Source organism: Rhizobium giardinii bv. giardinii H152 (genome assembly GCF_000379605.1).
GTDB lineage: Bacteria > Pseudomonadota > Alphaproteobacteria > Rhizobiales > Rhizobiaceae > Pararhizobium > Pararhizobium giardinii.
The window spans coordinates 20,472-38,331 of sequence record NZ_KB902693.1 but is presented as its reverse complement, the minus strand read 5'-3'; the positions used below and the strand labels follow the sequence as shown (position 1 = coordinate 38,331).

Genomic DNA, 17,860 nt, shown 5'->3' with positions numbered 1-17,860 from the left:
GCAGCCGCCTGCGCTGCGGCTTCATCCTCCGTCGCCGCCATCACCAGTTCTTCGAGCTGCAATTCCATCTGGTCGATCAGGCGCGCCGTGCGCTCGGATCGCCGGCCGCGCAGTTCGCGCTTCAGCTTTTCGATCGCCAGCTCCAGACTGGCAATCAAGGCCTCACTGTCCGACAGCATGGCCTGTGCATTGGCGGCTTGCGCCACCGCAATGTCCCGCTCGGCGACGACGGTATCGCGCTCGGCAACAACGACATCACGTTCAGCCTGTAACATCTCACGCTCGGAAAGCAGCGCCAGATAGGCGCTCGCAAGGTCCGCAGGAAGATCGGCAGGCTTCGAAGTCATGAAGCCATTCGATCAGATTCTCCCTGTAATTTCAATGGAATAATGCTATCCGACCCGTGTCGGACGCCAGGTTTCCTGCGGATTGCGCCAGTCGATCCCGGACAACAAATAAGACAGCTGCGCCGGTGAGATCGCAACCGCACCGCCCTCCACATTCGGCCAGATGAACCGGCCTCGCTCCAGCCGCCGGGTAAAAAGGCAGGCACCCAAACCGTCATGCCAGATGATCTTCAAAATATCCGATCTGCGGCCCCTGAAGACGAAGAGATGCCCTGACAGCGGATCATGCTTCAGAACCTCCTGCACCCGAAGCGCCAGAGAGGGAAAGCCACAGCGCATGTCCGTATACCCCGTCGAAAGCCAGACCTTGACCCCTGTTCCCATCGGAAACGGATTCACCGCAGCGCCTCCAGTCCGCGCATGATCCGAAGCAGCGCCTCAACGTCGACATCGCGGTCCACGATCACACGGCGACCATTGGCGCTGACAACCTCCATCCGGCCGGCGTCCGGCAATGACCCTGCTGCCGGCTCTATCTCTGGAACAAGCAGCGCCGGGACAAAGCCGCCGACAGGCGACGCAACATCCAGCTGCCACGCTCGTGCGAGCCGGCGCCATTCATATAACTGCGAACGCGATATTCCATGTCGCCGCGCCGTCGTCGCACACAAGCCAGGTTCCGAATAACTCTCAGCGACAATCTGCAGCTTCATCTCTTTGCTGAAGCGTCGCCGCCGGCCGCTATCGACAATCTCAAGTCGTTCCATTCCGCACTGTCCGTATTGACGTCAATAAGGACAGTCAGTGCCAGATCCGACAGTTCCTACAAGGCGGCCCACCTCGGATGCGTACGGTGGAACAAGCGTGCGCGAGATTGCGGCAATGCTCGGGATCGCCCGAAGCACGGTGCAAGACAACCTGGATCGGGCTAAAGCTGCCGGACTGAACTGGCCATTGCCAGGAGAACTGACAGACGATGCTCTGGAGCATCGGCTTTTCACCCGCGCCGGCGTCAAGCCGGGCAAGCGACTACGCCAGGAGCCGAACTGGGCCGAACTTTCCATCGAGCTGAAGAAGCCCGGCGTGACGCTGCTGATCCTGTGGGAGGAATATCGCAGCGTCCATCAGGATGGGTATGGTTATAGCCGCTTCTGCGAGCTGTTTCGCGGCTTCGAGAAGCGCCTGTCGCCGACGATGCGCCAGGAACATGTCGCTGGTGACAAGGTCTTCGTGGACTATTCCGGCAAGAAGGTGCCGATCGTCGATCGCAAGACCGGTGAGATCCGCGAGGCGGAACTGTTCCTCGGCGTGCTCGGCGCGTCGAGCTACACATACGCGGAAGCCACCTGGACGCAGACCCTACCGGACTGGATCGGCTCGCATGTGCGCATGTTCAGCTTCTTCGACGGTGTGCCCCGGCTGATCGTGCCGGACAATCTGAAGTCCGGCGTCAGCCGCGCCAGCTTCTACGATCCCGAGATCAACCGCAGCTACGGGGTCATGGCTGCTCACTATGGCGTCGGTGTCCTGCCAGCCCGGCCGCGACGCCCGAAGGACAAGGCCAAGGTCGAGAATGGCATGCGGTTCGCCCAGAGCTGCATTCTCGGCCGTCTTCGCAAGCAGACCTTCTTCTCGCTCGCCGAGGCCAACGCCGCGATCGCCGAGATGCTGGAGCGCATCAACAATCATGTCATGCGCCGGTTGGGCGTCAGTCGTCGGCACCTGTTTGAGACGGTCGAACAGGCAGCACTCGCAAGTTTGCCCACCGAGCATTACGAGTTCGCCGAATGGCGCTTGGCGCGGGTGTCGACAGATTACCACGTGGAATTCCAGAGCTTCTTCTATTCGGTCCCGCACGCTCTCATCCGCCAGCAGGTCGATATCCGGGCGACCGCTCGGATGATTGAGATCTTCCATCGCGGCAAACGCGTCGCGGTGCATCAGCGCCGCTATGGTGGCCCGCGTTACGGAACAGACCCCGCGCATATGCCCAGTTCACATCGCCGCTATGCCGAATGGACGCCGGAGCGCTTCCGGCGATGGGGCGCGTCCATCGGGCAGCAGACCGAAGGGCTGATCATCGCCATTCTCGCCAGCCGACCGCATCCGGAACAAGGCTTCAGAACATGCCTGGGGATCCTGCGGCTTTACCGCGATATCGGCCACGACCAGGCCGAGGCCGTTTCAGCACGCGCTGTCGAGATCGGCGGTTTGAACTGCAAGACCATCACCTCGCTCATCGCCACCTACAAAGGCAAAAAACCGTCCACCGAACCGGCCGCCGTCATCGAACACGCCAACCTGCGTGGTCCCGGCTACTTTCATTGAGGAGACACCCAATCATGCTGATCAATCCCACCATCGACATGCTGCGCGAACTCGGCCTTTCCGGCATGGCAAGCGCCTATCAGGAGCTCGACACGCAACCGGAAGCCAGGCACCTCGAGCATGGTGAATGGCTCGCTCTTCTTCTTGAGCGAGAGACCACCTCACGCCGTCACAAGCGCTTCGAGGCCAGGGCTCGGGCGGCAAAGCTCCGCCATGACGCCCAGATCGAGAATATTGATTTCCGCGCCACCCGCGGCCTTGATCGCAATCTCTTCCTGAAGCTTGCCGGATGCGACTGGATCCGGCAGCGTCACAGCCTGCTCATGATCGGGCCAGCCGGCGTGGGCAAGAGCTGGCTTGCCTGCGCTCTCGGACACAAGGCCTGCCGCGAAGACTTCTCCGTCGCCTATCATCGCCTCCCCAGGCTCTTCGCCACCCTTGCTTTGGCGCGTGGCGACGGCCGATATCCAAAGGTCCTCAAGGCGCTGGCCAGAACCGACCTGCTCATCCTTGATGACTGGGGGCCGGAGAAACTCAGCGACGAGCAACGGCGCGACCTCCTGGAGATCGTTGAAGACCGCTATGAGAAACGGTCCACGATTGTAACCAGCCAGGTCCCCGTCGAACATTGGCACGACATGATCGGCAATCCCACGATCGCCGACGCCATCCTCGACCGGCTTGTCCACAATGCCTACCGCATCGAACTTTCCGGCGAGAGCATGCGAAAGCAACGTTCCGTGACCGCTGCTGAAACAACTCAGGCTTGACCGCCAAGCCGCTTCACGTCAAAAAACCTGACGACCCAGAGGCACCCCAACTGTCCGACTTCAAATCGGAATCGTGTCCGGCATGAAATTGGAACGAATGTCCGGCTTCACATTGGAATAGCCGTCCGGCATCATCGGAATGCGCAAAGTATCCATGCCAATTCGAATAATATGTTCCACGGACGGTCTCCTTTGCTTGAGATCTTCAACGACCTCATTCTGGCACATCGATGCCGTGCTGGGGGCCGTCCACACCAACATGACTGACACCGCTCCATATCTGACTGCAAACCCGGCACTCGCAAGAACCGCATTGGGTGTCTCCAGCAACGTTGCGCCTTTAGCCGGAGTTGTCACAGACTGTAACACTGTAACGATGTGCCTCTGCAAAACGGGTTTTTCACCTGCTACGACGCGGCCAATGCGCCGGGGGCTGGCGGATGGTTTGGTACGCAGATTGTCTGGCCCAACGGGGTTCATGCTATCCAGACATGTGAGACGGCGTTCCCATCAGGAACCCCAGTACGATACCGGCGTTATCGCAATGGCCCCGGAAATTTCACCGGTTGGTCGCTGGCATGAAATTATGCGCCGGGCACTCTAGGGCTAGCTAACACTGGAACAACGAAAGGCGATCACTATAGTCTTTCGTGAGCCGGAGGTTGTTCTTCTGAAGAAAGTTAGTGTAGGTATTCAGTCGTTCTTTGTAGACGTTCAGGAACGGCGCGTAATCAGTCCGCTGAGCGTGTTCGATTAAAGGTTCATCAATAGAAAAACTCTCAGCGCTAATGGATGGTAGCGCAAAGTAATCGGTCATTTCTTTGGTGCGGCTGTCGATGGTAAGAAACAAAGACTGCACGCCAGCCAAAATCGCCGCTACATTGCCGTGAAAACGCAGCCCGAAACTGAAGTCATATCGACTATCGTGACGCACCCATGATTCTAGGTCAAAGAACAGATGCGTATGACGGTCGAACCACTGCCTGACTTTCTCGTCAGGCATTAATGTCGGGGTCAATGCTAGAAGCGTCTGTTCGGAAAAACCATGGCAGTGTGTTGCGATGTAATGCAGCCTCTGGTGATCAGTGGGGTTCAGTTCCCCATAGAAAGAACGATAGTTCGCTGTCACAAAATCCACAGACGGGGTTTTATTAAGGAAATCTAAGCTGTCGGAGTAGAAAGGGATTTGATACATCGACGGGCAGCCAATGACCTCGATGTTGTTCACGCCGTGACGCCGCAGCGTTTCGGCAGTGTATTCGCCTCGAACCGCCAACGTGCAGTTAGATTCTATCTCCTTAAGGGTAAACAGCATCTGGGGATGCAGTGTGAAGTTCGGGTCAAATTCGTGAGCCTGGAGGCCAACGCTTATTGGTATGATCGGGCGATCCTTGGCAACCTTGATGCGATTTAATAGGCGCCCAGATGGCTCGGTGCTCTCTTGGATCCAAATCAAATCGGTCGTGATAAATGCGTCATAATCTTCCATTTTCCAGTCGTCCCAGGAATGGATGATATCGCATTCGATCGTTTTCTTGATCGCCTCAAGAAAAAGGATGTTGCCTGTGTTCCACGAGACCGTACCATACTTGTCATCCAAAGACGTGAACTGATCGAATGTATCAGTGAAAAAACCGACTTTCATTGCCTCTCCCCGCCTTGTCTCAATTTCTCCGACCACCAAGAGCCTACAAAACGCCGGCAGGCGATCCACATATCCCCGACGCGCCGGCGGCTTCCCTGGAACATTTCCGTCGAAAAGACGATCAGCCGCGGATCGTCGGCAACCTCGGCAGTCTTGCTCGATTGCGCATATTCCGAAAGGCCGGCCAGCAGCCTGTGATAATGCAATGTGCATTGCCCGATGTCATCTCAGAGTTCCTTTATCTTTTCCGGACAGCAGAAGGATGGCAACGTGCTGCTCTAAGCCCGCATCACACGCAAGGCTTCGTCGCACATGGGCTCCCAGTATTCGAGCTTGGCATCAGTTACCGGGAAATAGGGGGCAAGCGCCTGAATATAGCCGCGATACGTATTGTCGTTCAGCTTCTCGACCGTTCCGATGCGTTGCGCATTCTCATCTGTGACATAGAGGAGGCGGTTCTGAGGATTGAAGGTGGCGAGACAAGCACCGATTTCCGTGGCCATCGCCACATCGTTCGTGCCGTTCATCTTGAACACATAGAATTTCTCCGCGCCCCTGAGCCCGTCGAAGAACTTGTTGTACATGTAGGTTTTCTTCTCGAGTTCGGCCGCATAGATCCTGTCGAACTCATCGCCTTGCGCGTTAAATTGCCGCTCGCCATTCTCCTCGCGGCTGTACAGCACTGTGTGGTACAGGATTCCCGAACTTGCATCGCACAGCATGTCGTCGAATGTCGGAGATAGGTTTTCGCGCTGGTAAAACGCCGCTTGCGGCGCTTCCAGAAAGGTCAGGAGATCCTGATAGGCCATGATCCGGCACCATTTTAACAGAGCGCCTTCATCGACGCCCTTTTTCTGCTGCATGAAGCCGAATTCGCAATTGTCGCCGATGGCCTCAAAGGCATGCGCCCAGTTTTCCATATCGAAACTCCCTTTTCCGACATCTCAAGATTTTCCTGTTGACAATCCTTAGTGCGGATTCTTCGGCGTCTGTCTAACATATGCGTGGAAAGGTGCCTCAAAAGCCGCGCCGGTTCTGGTCGACTGTCAGAGGCTTTCCATCGCCTGATTGCCGTAATGCGCAACAAGCGACCGCCTTGGTGATGATGACGCCGATCTTGCCATCGTAACGTCTGGTTTGGACCGTCGCCTTCATCGAAAGCGACTGTCCGACATTCACACTCTGGTTTTTGTTCCAGATGATGAAGTCACCGTCCCGCTCGGTGAAATTGAACTGGGCCAAAATTTCAATCAAAGTCCTTCAACCGCCTTGTTGGGCTTCAATCGCTTTTCAAAATGCCAGTGCCCCCGGCGCGGGCAGCCAGCCAATGTTTCCAGAACCCGAGTTCGTGCTTGATGCCTTTGCTCCATGAAGCCATGGACTTCGCCGATGGGGAATCATCGACAATAACGTTTTCTGCGGTCATAAAGCCTGCCCTTTCCTGACACCGTCTTCGTAGGTCACTTTCGGTGAAGAACACAACTGTGCCTACAATCGAGCCGTCCTGACATTACATTGCAATTCCGGCTATGCAGCAGACACGCCTGTGTCTGCACGGTTGCGTTCGTTCTCGCGGTCTGTCGGCGAGATATCAGCATGCGACGCTAAAGCCCTCTCCGACAGGACATCGCCTCGCGCATGATAAATCACCGCGTCCAGGATAAAGAGGCGCGTTGGCGAAAGCAGGCGGATTACAGCGTCGTCCGTCGATAGGGACGTCATGTCGACGTTAGCGTCGAAGTAACCGTCTCCCATGGCAACCAGGGGCATGGATCGGGCGCCGATCAACGCAACAATGTCCTTCGGATTGTTGGAGACGCAGATTTCAAGCCGAGCCGTGGCCGATCGAGCCGGAGCATTCGGCCGATCGATGTGGCAAACCGCCAGATCCGACAGAGCTTCGAGCCAGCCGACGCAGGCAGCGGGATTGTCGTGCTGCAAGTAAAGCGTAATATCGCCTTTGCCGTTTTCGCCATGGAAGTTCATGCGCTGCGCCCCCACACCATCGGTGTCGGGCATCGGCTGTTCGCTAGCAAGCAGATAGGCATCAAAGCCGACATTCGGCAGCCCGCACCGCTCGTAGGCCTCATATACGTCATATCGAACAACTTCCTTCAGCGAAACGACACGGAAATAGGTGTCCCCGATCGTTGCCCCGACAATCTGCACAGGCAGCATGTCGGGCCCGGCAATCCAGCCGGATAGCCGATAGGCATCGATGTCGTCGTCTTCAGGTACGTCGCAGTGTTCTGCTATGTACGGCATCCGCGGGCGAACCGCCCTGTTGAGAACAGATGCTGACACGATCTTTGCCAATTCGCGGCGCGCTGCGGTTTTGGTCATTCCGAGTGCGACTGCATCGTCGATGCGCCCCAGATTGAATGCAAGCTCCACCAGCAGTATCAATGCGTCATCCGAGTTGGGTTCGAATCCCATGATCTTGCGATGGATGTCGCGAAACTCCATCTTCTCAAAGCCCCACCATGTCCGGTCCAGAATCTGCTGGCCGACTTCGTCCCGGCGAGCCAGTTGCAGGAGATCGGCACTCAGCACCGGTTTCATGTGGCGGACGGCGTCGAAAATCCGGAAATTGTTGAGCCTTGGCAAGCCGCTTGCCAGCATTCCGGTGCCGGACGCGAAATATCGGAACAAGGCGACCGGAACGATGCCCATGCGCGCGCCATGAACATGGGCTCTCAGGAAGAACTCCCAGTCCTCCCATCCCACGCCGTAATGCTCCGAGAAGCCGCCGACCCGGTCAAATGTCTCTTTAAGGATCAGCGCATTGGCGTCACCGAACCGATTGCGGAAGAACGAGAAATCGCCACCGATGCCGATCGGGAAATATTCTATTTTCCCCAGTTCCGGATGGTCGTGATCAAAGAATATGAACGACTGGGCGGTAAGGATTTCGAAACCGCCGGTCAAGGCCGCTTTGACGAAGGTCTCGACTTCCTGAGGCTCGGCAATGTTGTCGTCATCATGGAACATAAGATATGTCCCGCGCGCGTGGCTAGCGCCCAGATTGCGTGCGGCGCCCAGATAACGATTGGCGGAGCGGATCACTCGGAACCGCTCGCCGCCGTATTTTGTCTCCAGTTCGTCCAGCCTTGCCTGCGTCGTGCTTCGCGGGCTGCCGTCATCCACGAGAATGATTTCTATGTTTTCGTAAGTCTGCGCAAACAGATGCTCCACAGCCCGCGTTACCAGGTCGGGCCGCTCGTAGTGCGTGACGATGATAGAGACGAGGGGCTTGTCGTCGGCCGCGACGCGCGCTGGGATTGTGGCCTGGAGATCCGCATGCAGCTTCTCCCACCGGTCTGCAATTTGAACGGGGTCCAGAGCCGCGCTTACGGCCGGCTGACCGTGCTCTGCGATCTTTAGAATCTTTTCCGCCAGTGCGGACGCGACAGGCTTGACCAGCGCATCGTCGCGGCTCTCGTTTCGAATAAGCTCGTGTGTCCCGCCGACGTCGGACGCGAGAAAGGGAAGCCCCAACGTCAAGGCTTCGCCGACAGTGCAGGGGCTGTTCTCGATCAGCGATGGCATGACGCAGAGTGCGTCGGGACGCTGCAGCATCAGGCGGTGTGCCCGATCCTGCGTGTAATCCCCAAGGAACGTCAGGCGACCTGGGAAGTCTCGCAGGTGACGGAGGATGTAGGATACGGAATTTTCCCGATCAATCATGTCGAACCGGCCCAGGAAGGTGATATCGAGATCCACTTTGCCCGACAGCCTTTTGACGGCTTCCACGAAGATTTCGATCCCCTTGCGCGGCTCATGTCGCCCAAAGAAAATCAGCTCTTTGAGTTGACCCGGCGCAATCGGGCGCGTGGTCAGTTCGACCGGCGTTTCGGTCTTTTCCAGCCATCGCGGCAGCAACCAATTGATCAGGCCGTTTGCCGGCAGCTTGACCCCATTTTCCGCATACCAATCCAGCATGTACTGGCTGGGGCTTGCGACGAAATCCGACTGCTCGATCTGTCGCCGTTCCATGCCTTCGATTTCGAGTATGGAAATATCGGGAAGGAACATATTGTGCCGTCGTACCCATTCCGTACTGCCGTGGGTTTGCGTGACCACGATAGTATTGGGTAGCAGGCCCTGGTGCCTGGCCATGGTCGTATAGAGGCCGAGGCCCAGATATTCGTGGAAATGAACGCAATCGTAATGGTTGTTCAACAGAAACTGAGAAATCTCGAACGACTTCAAGATGTGATCCCGATGAAGTCCGGGCTTGATGTCGTCATTCTTGATCTCGATCAGAGACCGTACGATGATACCTTGATCTTTCAAGCTTGCAGACATCTGCTTGAAAGACTGTGAAACAGAGGCATCGTTTGTTATGACAACGTCGACTTTGTGGCCGCGGGATGCAAGGCTCTTTGCAAGGCCGGCAAAACAGACGCCGATGCCACCGCCCCAGGTCAATCCTTGAAATTCTTCCGTAATAAGACAAAAGTGCATTTCTCGTGAAGCCCTTGTTAACAATTGCTGCGTCGCACGTGTTTTTCGCAACTGCCAGCCAAAGTCAAGGCGAGACAATGTTTTCTCTAAAGGATGCGTAGAACCAAACATATTTTTTAAAATTAATTAAAAATACGCTTATTCGCCCGATCTCAATCCGCCGCTAGGCGCATCAAAATTCATCTAAATGTCCATTCCCTTTCTGGGTTCATTTGCCACTACGCGGATTACCGGCGTTAAAAGCATTGATAATTGACGGTTTATGGCTCCAAGTCAGATGTTGGGGATCTGCCAAATCCTGAATTGTATGAATATGCAGCCCTCGCTTGAAACCCAGAAACTCGGGAAAAGTGGCATTTAAATCCGATAGTAACGATTTATTTACATCAATTTCTTGAATAGAAGTGTTTGTAAACAAATGAAAATCAATTTCAATGACAAGAAAATGGCAAATTGCTCGAACAGTTTCGTATAGATATTCTAGTCGAGAGGAGGCCGATAATGGAAAGCCATAGCAATCATAATGCGAATTTCTGTATTAGGATGCATCCAAGTTAGGACTTTAAGTGATTTTTCTAAACGTCCAAAAATTAAATTTTGGAATTTATCAAATTGGAATCGATGGTAAATTGCTCGTCCCATGACGTTGTATTATTTAAATTTTGGCCTCTTAACTCGATATAATCATGCCTTTTGATTATTGATAAAAAATAGAAAAAAGTATCCGGCATTGTCGCTGGGCTTAAATTGATTACCTTTGCCCCGCTGTTTGCAAATACTATATTTGTCATACCCGCACCCATCACGCCGACAATAATCTCAGCGTTTTTGAAAGCTTTAACTTGAGAAATAAAATTCATTTCCCCCGGATGCATAACAAAGAAACCGTTCCTTACCAGATCGCGCTCTATGACGTCTTGATTTGCGAGGTTTCTGCCCGCGCCACGGCGCGATACGAACAGTCGCCTCATATCGATCCCTTCAATATTCGCAGTCATATGGTCGATTTCCCGAACCATGAGAGGCGACATATAGGAACCATGCTCAGTAGCTCCCGATACCAAGATCAATTCTTTGAAAAAGGTCACTTTGTTCGCTTCTAGTTCGAAGCGAGGCGTAGTGCCAATTTTGTCGGCAAGCGTCAATGAATCGTGAATCACAGATTGCATTGGACCTTTTATGGCGGGAATGGCTAAGCCTGACACATGACATTGTGAACGTGCCAAAGCTAGCTTTGGAAGAACTTCAACGAGCCAGTGACCGTAATTATTGTCACCACGCTTTCGCATAAGGACGCACGATGTATCGATCAGGACTACAGGCGAGAAACTCTTGACTAAACCCAGTGCATTTTCTTGTTCGGAAATGGAATGCTGAGTGACGGTCTGGGCAATTATGCGATGGTCACTTGTGAAAACTAGGCCTTCAGCAGTGACAAATACATCGAAAACTTTGTCGATTGATATCAGCCTAGGCGCAAAGTGATCAGCATCCCAAGCTCCTCGCATGGCATCACGAATATCCTGCGGAATAAAGTCTATGTTAACAACGTGTGGATGAGGGGCCAAAAACTGCGGGGACTCGACAACGGCTACATTCACATGATGTATATGCCTAATATCAACGATTTCTACCATTTCAACCCAAAGCGCCTTGAGCTTGAGAAAATGTGAATTACCAACAAGCAGCCGTGTCGCAACCAATCTCAGTTAGCATTTCCACACGACGTTGATGATCTCCTGCACGTCCATAGCGCGCGTATTTCCCAACCGCAAGAGTTGTTGAATTTCATGTCTCGACCAAGCTCATGGCAAGAGTTCGTCACCTTCACCGGCCGCCTTGAGAGAAATTGCCAAGACCTAACAAAATCGAATATGGGTCATACCTCTTGCAAAAAAGTGTGGCCGTCAAAACAGATTTTTCTTATAAGGCTCGGCGTTTAAGAGGTAAGAGTGACAAATTTCTTCGCAAAAATAAACCTGAGCCGCTTGAAACAGGCTCCCGCCACAGTGACGCAGTTTGTTTCGGCCGGGAACCGGTTGAATGCAGAAAAACAATGGCATGGCGCCATCCATCAATATGAGCAGGCGCTGTTGCTCGACCCTGATCTCCCTGAGATCTGGGTGCAGCTTGGCCATTGCCACAAAGAATTGCGCGATGTCCAAAACGCGGAAATTTCCTATCGCCGCGCGGCCGACCTTGGAAGCGCCGACGCCTGGTTTCACCTCGGACATCTTCTGAATAAGCCGGACCAGCTTTTCGACAGGTTCGACGCCTTCCTGAAATCCTTCACACTCGCCCCCGACGGCCCGGCGAAAGCCGACCTAGAGTCCATTACCGGCACCACCCAGGATTTCGGCGAAACCTTGGCAGGCGTCCGGGCCGAACTCGATCTCGATTTTTATATTAAAACCTACCCGGACGTACGGCTGGCCGGCATCGATCCGCTCGCGCATTACATGCTCTATGGCTGGAAGGAAAACCGGTTTCCGTCCGCATTGTTCGATGCGGAATTCTATGTCCGGAAATATCGAAAAGATTTGCGCCGCGGGGTTTTGCCGGTCGTTCATTTTGCCGAGCATGGCCGGGCGCTCAATTATCGTAGCAATCCTGTGGGAACGACGAAGTGGTTCGAGCCGGTCGCACCGTCCCTCGACGCGTGGGACACCGTTCCGGCAGCCGTGTTGAACGACGCGACGCGCGCGGTCGTTGTCCTGCCGGTTTACAAGGGGTATGACGAAACGCTGGCCTCGGTCTATTTCGCCCTCAAATCGAGGCATGGCGAAAACTACAGCCTTCTGGTCGTCAACGATCATGGCCCCGACGCGGCGCTTAATGCGCAATTGCGCCTGCTGGCCGAGCGTCAGCTGTTCGACTATCACGAAAGCGATGTGAATCGCGGCTTCGTCCAGACGGTCAACCTTGCGATTTCGCAGCTGACGCGAGATCTGGATGTCATCCTTCTCAATTCGGATGCCTATGTTTTTCCGGGTTGGTTTGGGCGACTGTTGGCCCACGCGGACAGCGATCCAAAGGTCGCGACCATCACGCCGCTGTCGAGCAACGCCACCATCTGCAGCTATCCGGTGAACGATCGAGACAATCATCTGTCCCTGGAAATTTCGCCCGAAAATCTGGATGCCATGGCGGCCAAGATAAACCGAGGCCTGTCTGTAGAAACGCCAACGGGCGTCGGCTTCTGTTTTTACATGCGCCGTGCGGTGATCGATACGGTTGGGGCGTTGGACGCCGTCGCCTTCAAAGTCGGCTATGGCGAAGAGAACGATTTCTGCATGCGGGCCCTCAATGCCGGATATAAGAATCTCATCGCCTGCGACGTCTTTGCGTTTCATGTCGGCGCCGTCTCGTTTTCCGCAAGCAAGGACGCGAATTTCAACGCCGGACAGAAGGCCCTGAACGCAAAGCATCCGAACTATTCGCAGCTTGTCGGCAGCCATGTCTGGGCGGACCCGGCGCGCTACGGCCGTCGCCGCCTGGATCTCGCCCGGCTTGCGGCCAATGCGGCGGGTTGCGAGGTCATCGTCACCCATGCCTGGAGCGGCGGCATCGAGACCTATATTTCGGAAATTGCGGATGATCTCGACAGCCGATCCATTCCGTATTTCGTCCTCAGGGTCCATGACGGCCACTCGGTTTCGGTCGAAACGAGCCTGGTCACCGGGATTTACGCACCGAACCTGTCCGGCATCGATCTGCGCACCGAACAGGATTTCGTCGAGCTGCTGTTGAAGGAGTGCAAGCCCAGCCGCATCCACGTCAACAGCTTTGCCGGGCTGGACTGGTTCAACCACAAGCGGATGCTGGAGATCATCCAGAGATCGGGGGCCAAATTTTCCTATGTGATCCACGATTACTCGGCGATTTCGCATGCCTATCAGCTCATCCGCCCTGACGGCATGTATGTCGGTGTGCCGGATATCGAGACGCGCCGGACCTGGTCACGCATGCGCAATCATGGCGCGGCCGATGTCTGTGATCCCTATGAACGCAAACAGGCCTATACCACCTTCCTTGAGGCTGCCGGATCCGTTCTTTCCCCAAGCAATGCGGCCCGCGATATATTTGAAAGCGAGTTTCCCACGATCGACGTGACCGTGGTTCCGCATAAGGAACTTCCCATCGACATGCCCGCCGCCACAAGGCGCACGGCAGATGGCCGCTTGAAGATCGCAACAATCGGGGCAATCGGGCCGCACAAGGGAAGCGACGTCATCCTAGGTCTCGCAAAAGACGCCGTCGAACGGGCGCTTCCGATCGATTACAGCATTATCGGCTACAGCAACATCGATGATGCGATGCGCAAATGCGGTGTCCAAATCACCGGCCAATATGCCTCGGATGAGGAGGCCGCGCGTCATCTCGGCGACATCCATCCGGACTTCATCCTTATTCCTAGCATCTGGCCGGAAACCTACTGCTATACGCTTTCCTTCGCCTTGAAACTGGGAATTCCGGTGATCGTTTTCAATTTGGGGGCGCAAGCAGAACGCGTCGTGGATATCCCATGGGCTTACCGGATTGATACGACATACATCCTCGATCCCAAGGGTCTCGCCAATGAAATCCTAAAGATCGACCCGGACGAGGCGTGGCGGCTTCGCAACCTGTCTGGCAACTTCGCATCCGCTGGATAGCATATAGAAAAGCCTCCGACCGAGCAGCCAGCGGCTCTTGGCGGAGGTGTACTTCCCATCCAGGAAATCGACCGGAACGCTTTAACGCGGTCAATTTTATGGGTCCAGACCAATTCTAACTTGTCCGCTCTGGGCCAACACGTGAGTCAACAGGTATTTCCCGTAGGCACTCTTTCCAAGTCGCTGGCCAAGCCTCTCTAACTGATCGCTTGAAATGAAACCCTGGTGATATGCGATCTCCTCGGGGCACGCGATCTTAAAACCCTGCCGGCGCTCAAGGGTTGCTACGAATTCAGCCGCATCCAGAAGGCTGTCGGGCGTGCCCGTGTCGAGCCAAGCGTAGCCGCGCCCCATGAGTTCGACGTTCAATGCACCGCGCTCAAGGTAAGCGCGGTTGACGTCTGTAATCTCCAGTTCACCTCTCGCGGACGGCCTAAGGTTGGCCGCGATGTTCACGACGTCCGCATCGTAAAAGTAGAGCCCTGTAACGGCCCAGTTGGATTTTGGTGCAGCCGGCTTCTCTTCGATCGATACCGCCTTCATTTTATCGTCGAATTCAACAACACCGTAGCGCTCCGGGTCGCTAACATGGTAGGCGAAAACAGTCGCGCCTTGACTGCGTCCGGCAGCGCGCGTGAAAAGTTCCGTGATCCCATGGCCATAGAAAATATTGTCCCCGAGGATCAAGCACGACGACGAGGAGCCAATGAAATCCGCGCCGATGGTATAGGCTTGTGCAAGACCGTCTGGCGACGGCTGCTCCGCATAACTGAGCTGAATTCCCCAATCCGCACCGTCGCCGAGCAGGCGTTTGAAATGAGGCAAGTCGTGTGGTGTAGATATGATCAGGATGTCTTTGATGCCCGCTAGCATAAGCGTGGAAAGCGGGTAATAAATCATAGGCTTGTCGTAGACTGGCACGAGTTGCTTCGAGGTGACCAGCGTCATTGGATGAAGCCGCGTACCGCTACCACCGGCTAATATAATGCCTTTCATGCTACTCTCCGCATTCTTTCTTGACGTTTTGCCGATTCAAAACATACTTGACTACGCATTCGGCCGCGGTGCGCCAGTCCTGCATGTGAACACCGTGCGTGATCGCTAACTTGTGACAATCAAGCACGGAATTCGCCGGGCGCTTTGCCGGTGTCGGATAATCTGCAGATGAGATGCGATGCACTTTCGCACACGGCCCGCCAGCTCGCTCGGAAACATCGAAAATTGTCTCGGCGAAGTCTGCCCAACTCGCCTTGCCGCTGTTCGTCAGGTGAAAGATGCCCCTCATAGCATCATTGTCGGAATGAAAAAGGTTGCTCGCGACTTTGAGGATCGCGTCGGCAATGTCGAGCGCGGATGTTGGTGTTCCGTATTGATCTGCTACCACATTGATCGTGTCACGGTCGCCTGCCAAGCGTAACATCGTTTTCAAAAAGTTCTTGCCGAAGGGGCTGTGAACCCAAGCAGTCCGAAGGATCGTATGATTTTCAGTAGCAAAAGCAACCGCGCGCTCGCCGGCAAGTTTCGAGCGCCCATAAGCTCCAAGCGGCGCGACGTGATCCTTCTCCGTATAGGCGTCGCTCTTCTGGCCGTCGAACACGTAATCTGTCGAGAGATGAATGATGGGTATATCAAGCCTGCTGGCAGTATAGGCAAGCACTCCCGCCGCCTCTCCATTGATGATTGTTGCGAGAGTCTCCTCACTCTCTGCCTGGTCCACCGCTGTAAACGCGGCTGCGGAGACGATGAGATCCGGTTCCAGGGCTGAGACAGCAGACTCGATCGTTTCCGGATGCCCCAGGTCAAGCTTGGGTCGCCCGATCGCTACAATTTCGATATCCGGATACGCCTGCGCACGCTCAATGATGGCGCGCACGACTTGGCCTTCTCGCCCCGTTACAAGAATTCTTTTTCCCATTATAACGCCTGCTGCGTACTGGAGGGTAGGCCCAGTCTGCGACCATCGTATCCGTCGCGAAGTGGTTTCCACCAGGGGGCGTTGTCAAGATACCACCTTACGGTCTTCTCAATACCTGTATCGAACGTTTCCTGGGCCTTCCATCCCAACTCTGTCTCGAGGCGGGTGGCGTCGATCGCATAGCGGGCGTCGTGCCCCGGCCGATCGGCGACGAATTGGATGAGCCGTGCATGGGGCGCGTTGTCGGGCCGAAAGGCGTCCATCAATTCGCAAATTCGGTGGACCACATCGATGTTGGAGCGTTCGTTGCGACCGCCGACATTATATGTTTCCCCTATAGCTCCCCTTTCGGCGATAATGTCGAGAGCGCGGGCATGATCTTCGACATATAGCCAATCGCGAATGTTATGTCCGGTGCCATAGATGGGCAAGGGCTTGCCATGAAGCGCATTCAGAATGATCAGCGGTATGAGCTTTTCGGGGAAGTGATACGGACCATAGTTATTTGAGCAGTTGGACACCACTACCGGCAGACCGTATGTTCGCGCCCAGGCCTTTGCCAAGTGGTCAGATGCAGCCTTAGAGGCGGAGTAAGGCGAGCTTGGATCGTACGGCGTAGCTTCCGTGAACAGCCCCTCCTGTCCAAGCGAGCCGTAGACTTCGTCGGTGGAAACGTGAAGGAAACGGAAAGCCGCTCTAGCGTCCGCTGCAAGTGTGTTCCAATAGTCGCGGGCGCATTCCAGCATAGTGAAGCTCCCTACCACGTTCGTCTGTACAAAGTCGGCGGCACCGGTGATCGATCGATCGACGTGGCTTTCCGCCGCGAGATGCATTACCCGGTCGGGCCTGAATGTCTCAAAGGCCCGAGAAATGGCCCCGCGATCGCAGATATCAGCTTTGAGGAACTTGTGAGAAGGATGATTATCGAGAGCGGCCAGCGACGATAACGTGCCGGCATAGGTCAGCTTATCGACCGTCAGCACCTCATAGCCCTTGACAAGCACCAGATGCCGCACCACGGCAGAACCGATGAAGCCGGCACCGCCGGTAACAACTACACGCATTTTTCGCACGAACTCCTGCCTTTTATCGTTGCAACTCAGCTTGTCCGGTTCCGTAAGAAAAGCTCTCTTTAAGTTCCGCCAGCAGCGGCTGCGCTTTATCCTTCGCGGAAAGGATGGTGCCCCCGGCCACGTCAGGCCACTCGATACCGATGGCTGGATCGTCCCAGCGCAAACCGCGATCATGATCAGGACTGTAATAATCAGTCACTTTGTAGCTAACTTCGGTTGATGGTTGCAATGTGCAGAATCCGTGAGCAAAGCCGGCGGGGATCCAGAGCTGGTGACCGTTCTGTGCGCTGAGCTCGGCCGCGACATAGAGGCCGTAGGTCGGTGAGCCGACGCGGATATCGACTGCCACGTCGAAAATCGCGCCCGCGATGCACCGGACGAGTTTCCCTTGAGCTCGGGGTGCAATCTGAAAGTGAAGCCCCCGCACTGTCCCCGTGTAGGCAGAAAGAGACTGGTTTTCCTGCTTGAATTCGATAGTGCCGGCATGCTGCTCGAACAAAGACTGCCGGAACGTTTCCATGAAGTAACCGCGATCATCGCCGATCTTCTTCGGCTTAATCAACACTACGTCTGCAATCGAAAGCGGCTTGAATTCCAATTTTGAACTCCAAAAAATGTTGCCTGCGCGTTCTTATATGCGGTGGTTTGGGTAATCAACAA

At 55.1% G+C, this 17,860-nt stretch carries 16 protein-coding genes; 3 read left to right on the top strand and 13 right to left on the bottom strand.

The window, feature by feature from the left end:
• The 3 genes from A3AY_RS0123950 to tnpA form a co-directional block, all read right to left on the bottom strand.
• Nucleotides 1-347 (bottom strand): IS66 family transposase (locus tag A3AY_RS0123950; protein ID WP_018328220.1); only part of this gene is annotated, 347 nt, incomplete at its 3' end.
• A 45-nt stretch (nucleotides 348-392) separates the two neighbouring features.
• On the bottom strand, nucleotides 393-746 hold the full coding sequence (gene tnpB, locus A3AY_RS0123945; RefSeq protein ID WP_018328219.1) for an IS66 family insertion sequence element accessory protein TnpB: 354 nt from the start codon (nucleotides 744-746) through the stop codon (nucleotides 393-395).
• The gene (gene tnpA, locus A3AY_RS0123940; RefSeq protein ID WP_018328218.1) at nucleotides 743-1,114 is read right to left on the bottom strand and encodes an IS66-like element accessory protein TnpA; all 372 of its coding nucleotides are present in this window, start codon (nucleotides 1,112-1,114) and stop codon (nucleotides 743-745) included. The genes tnpB and tnpA overlap by 4 nt, the downstream gene beginning before the upstream one ends.
• 115 nt (nucleotides 1,115-1,229) lie before the next feature.
• On the opposite strand from tnpA, the gene istA reads away from it, so the two are divergent.
• Both istA and istB read left to right on the top strand, forming a co-directional pair.
• Nucleotides 1,230-2,675, top strand: a complete 1,446-nt coding sequence (istA, locus tag A3AY_RS0123935; RefSeq protein WP_234913231.1) for an IS21 family transposase — start codon at nucleotides 1,230-1,232, stop codon at nucleotides 2,673-2,675.
• 14 nt (nucleotides 2,676-2,689) lie between these two features.
• The gene (istB, locus tag A3AY_RS0123930) at nucleotides 2,690-3,445 is read left to right on the top strand and encodes an IS21-like element helper ATPase IstB (RefSeq protein WP_018328216.1); all 756 of its coding nucleotides are present in this window, start codon (nucleotides 2,690-2,692) and stop codon (nucleotides 3,443-3,445) included.
• Nucleotides 3,446-4,055: 610 nt separating this feature from the next.
• Here istB and A3AY_RS0123920 read toward each other — a convergent pair.
• The 6 genes from A3AY_RS0123920 to A3AY_RS38170 form a co-directional block, all read right to left on the bottom strand.
• Entirely contained in the window at nucleotides 4,056-5,090 is a 1,035-nt protein-coding gene (locus A3AY_RS0123920) for a polysaccharide pyruvyl transferase family protein (protein WP_018328214.1), read from the bottom strand.
• A gap of 278 nt (nucleotides 5,091-5,368) precedes the next feature.
• On the bottom strand, nucleotides 5,369-6,010 hold the full coding sequence (locus A3AY_RS0123910; RefSeq protein WP_018328212.1) for a hypothetical protein: 642 nt from the start codon (nucleotides 6,008-6,010) through the stop codon (nucleotides 5,369-5,371).
• A 97-nt stretch (nucleotides 6,011-6,107) separates the two neighbouring features.
• Nucleotides 6,108-6,344 (bottom strand): hypothetical protein, encoded by a 237-nt coding sequence (locus A3AY_RS0123905; protein WP_018328211.1) that lies wholly within the window; start codon nucleotides 6,342-6,344, stop codon nucleotides 6,108-6,110.
• A 25-nt stretch (nucleotides 6,345-6,369) separates the two neighbouring features.
• A complete protein-coding gene (locus tag A3AY_RS39365; RefSeq protein WP_018328210.1) occupies nucleotides 6,370-6,516 on the bottom strand; it encodes a hypothetical protein in 147 nt (48 codons plus the stop codon).
• A 101-nt stretch (nucleotides 6,517-6,617) separates the two neighbouring features.
• Nucleotides 6,618-9,557, bottom strand: coding sequence for a glycosyltransferase (locus A3AY_RS0123895; protein ID WP_245275946.1), 2,940 nt, complete (start codon nucleotides 9,555-9,557; stop codon nucleotides 6,618-6,620).
• A 590-nt stretch (nucleotides 9,558-10,147) separates the two neighbouring features.
• Nucleotides 10,148-11,260 carry a glycosyltransferase family 61 protein gene (locus A3AY_RS38170; protein WP_083926029.1) on the bottom strand — a complete coding sequence of 371 codons (1,113 nt, stop codon included), beginning with the start codon at nucleotides 11,258-11,260 and terminating at the stop codon, nucleotides 10,148-10,150.
• Nucleotides 11,261-11,509: 249 nt separating this feature from the next.
• Between A3AY_RS38170 and A3AY_RS35930 the strand changes: the two genes are divergently transcribed.
• A complete protein-coding gene (locus A3AY_RS35930; protein WP_112864691.1) occupies nucleotides 11,510-14,212 on the top strand; it encodes a glycosyltransferase in 2,703 nt (900 codons plus the stop codon).
• 96 nt (nucleotides 14,213-14,308) lie between these two features.
• Here A3AY_RS35930 and rfbA read toward each other — a convergent pair whose 3' ends face one another.
• The 4 genes from rfbA to rfbC are packed head-to-tail and all read right to left on the bottom strand — an operon-like array spanning nucleotide 14,309 to nucleotide 17,798.
• A complete protein-coding gene (gene rfbA, locus A3AY_RS0123875; RefSeq protein WP_018328206.1) occupies nucleotides 14,309-15,208 on the bottom strand; it encodes a glucose-1-phosphate thymidylyltransferase RfbA in 900 nt (299 codons plus the stop codon).
• Nucleotide 15,209: 1 nt separating this feature from the next.
• Nucleotides 15,210-16,127: a dTDP-4-dehydrorhamnose reductase gene (rfbD, locus tag A3AY_RS0123870; RefSeq protein WP_040669161.1), complete on the bottom strand. Its 918-nt coding sequence runs from the start codon at nucleotides 16,125-16,127 to the stop codon at nucleotides 15,210-15,212.
• Nucleotides 16,127-17,191 (bottom strand): dTDP-glucose 4,6-dehydratase, encoded by a 1,065-nt coding sequence (gene rfbB, locus A3AY_RS0123865; RefSeq protein WP_018328204.1) that lies wholly within the window; start codon nucleotides 17,189-17,191, stop codon nucleotides 16,127-16,129. The genes rfbD and rfbB overlap by 1 nt, the downstream gene beginning before the upstream one ends.
• Nucleotides 17,192-17,213: 22 nt before the next feature.
• The gene (gene rfbC / locus A3AY_RS0123860; protein ID WP_018328203.1) at nucleotides 17,214-17,798 is read right to left on the bottom strand and encodes a dTDP-4-dehydrorhamnose 3,5-epimerase; all 585 of its coding nucleotides are present in this window, start codon (nucleotides 17,796-17,798) and stop codon (nucleotides 17,214-17,216) included.
• Nucleotides 17,799-17,860: the final 62 nt, after the last annotated feature.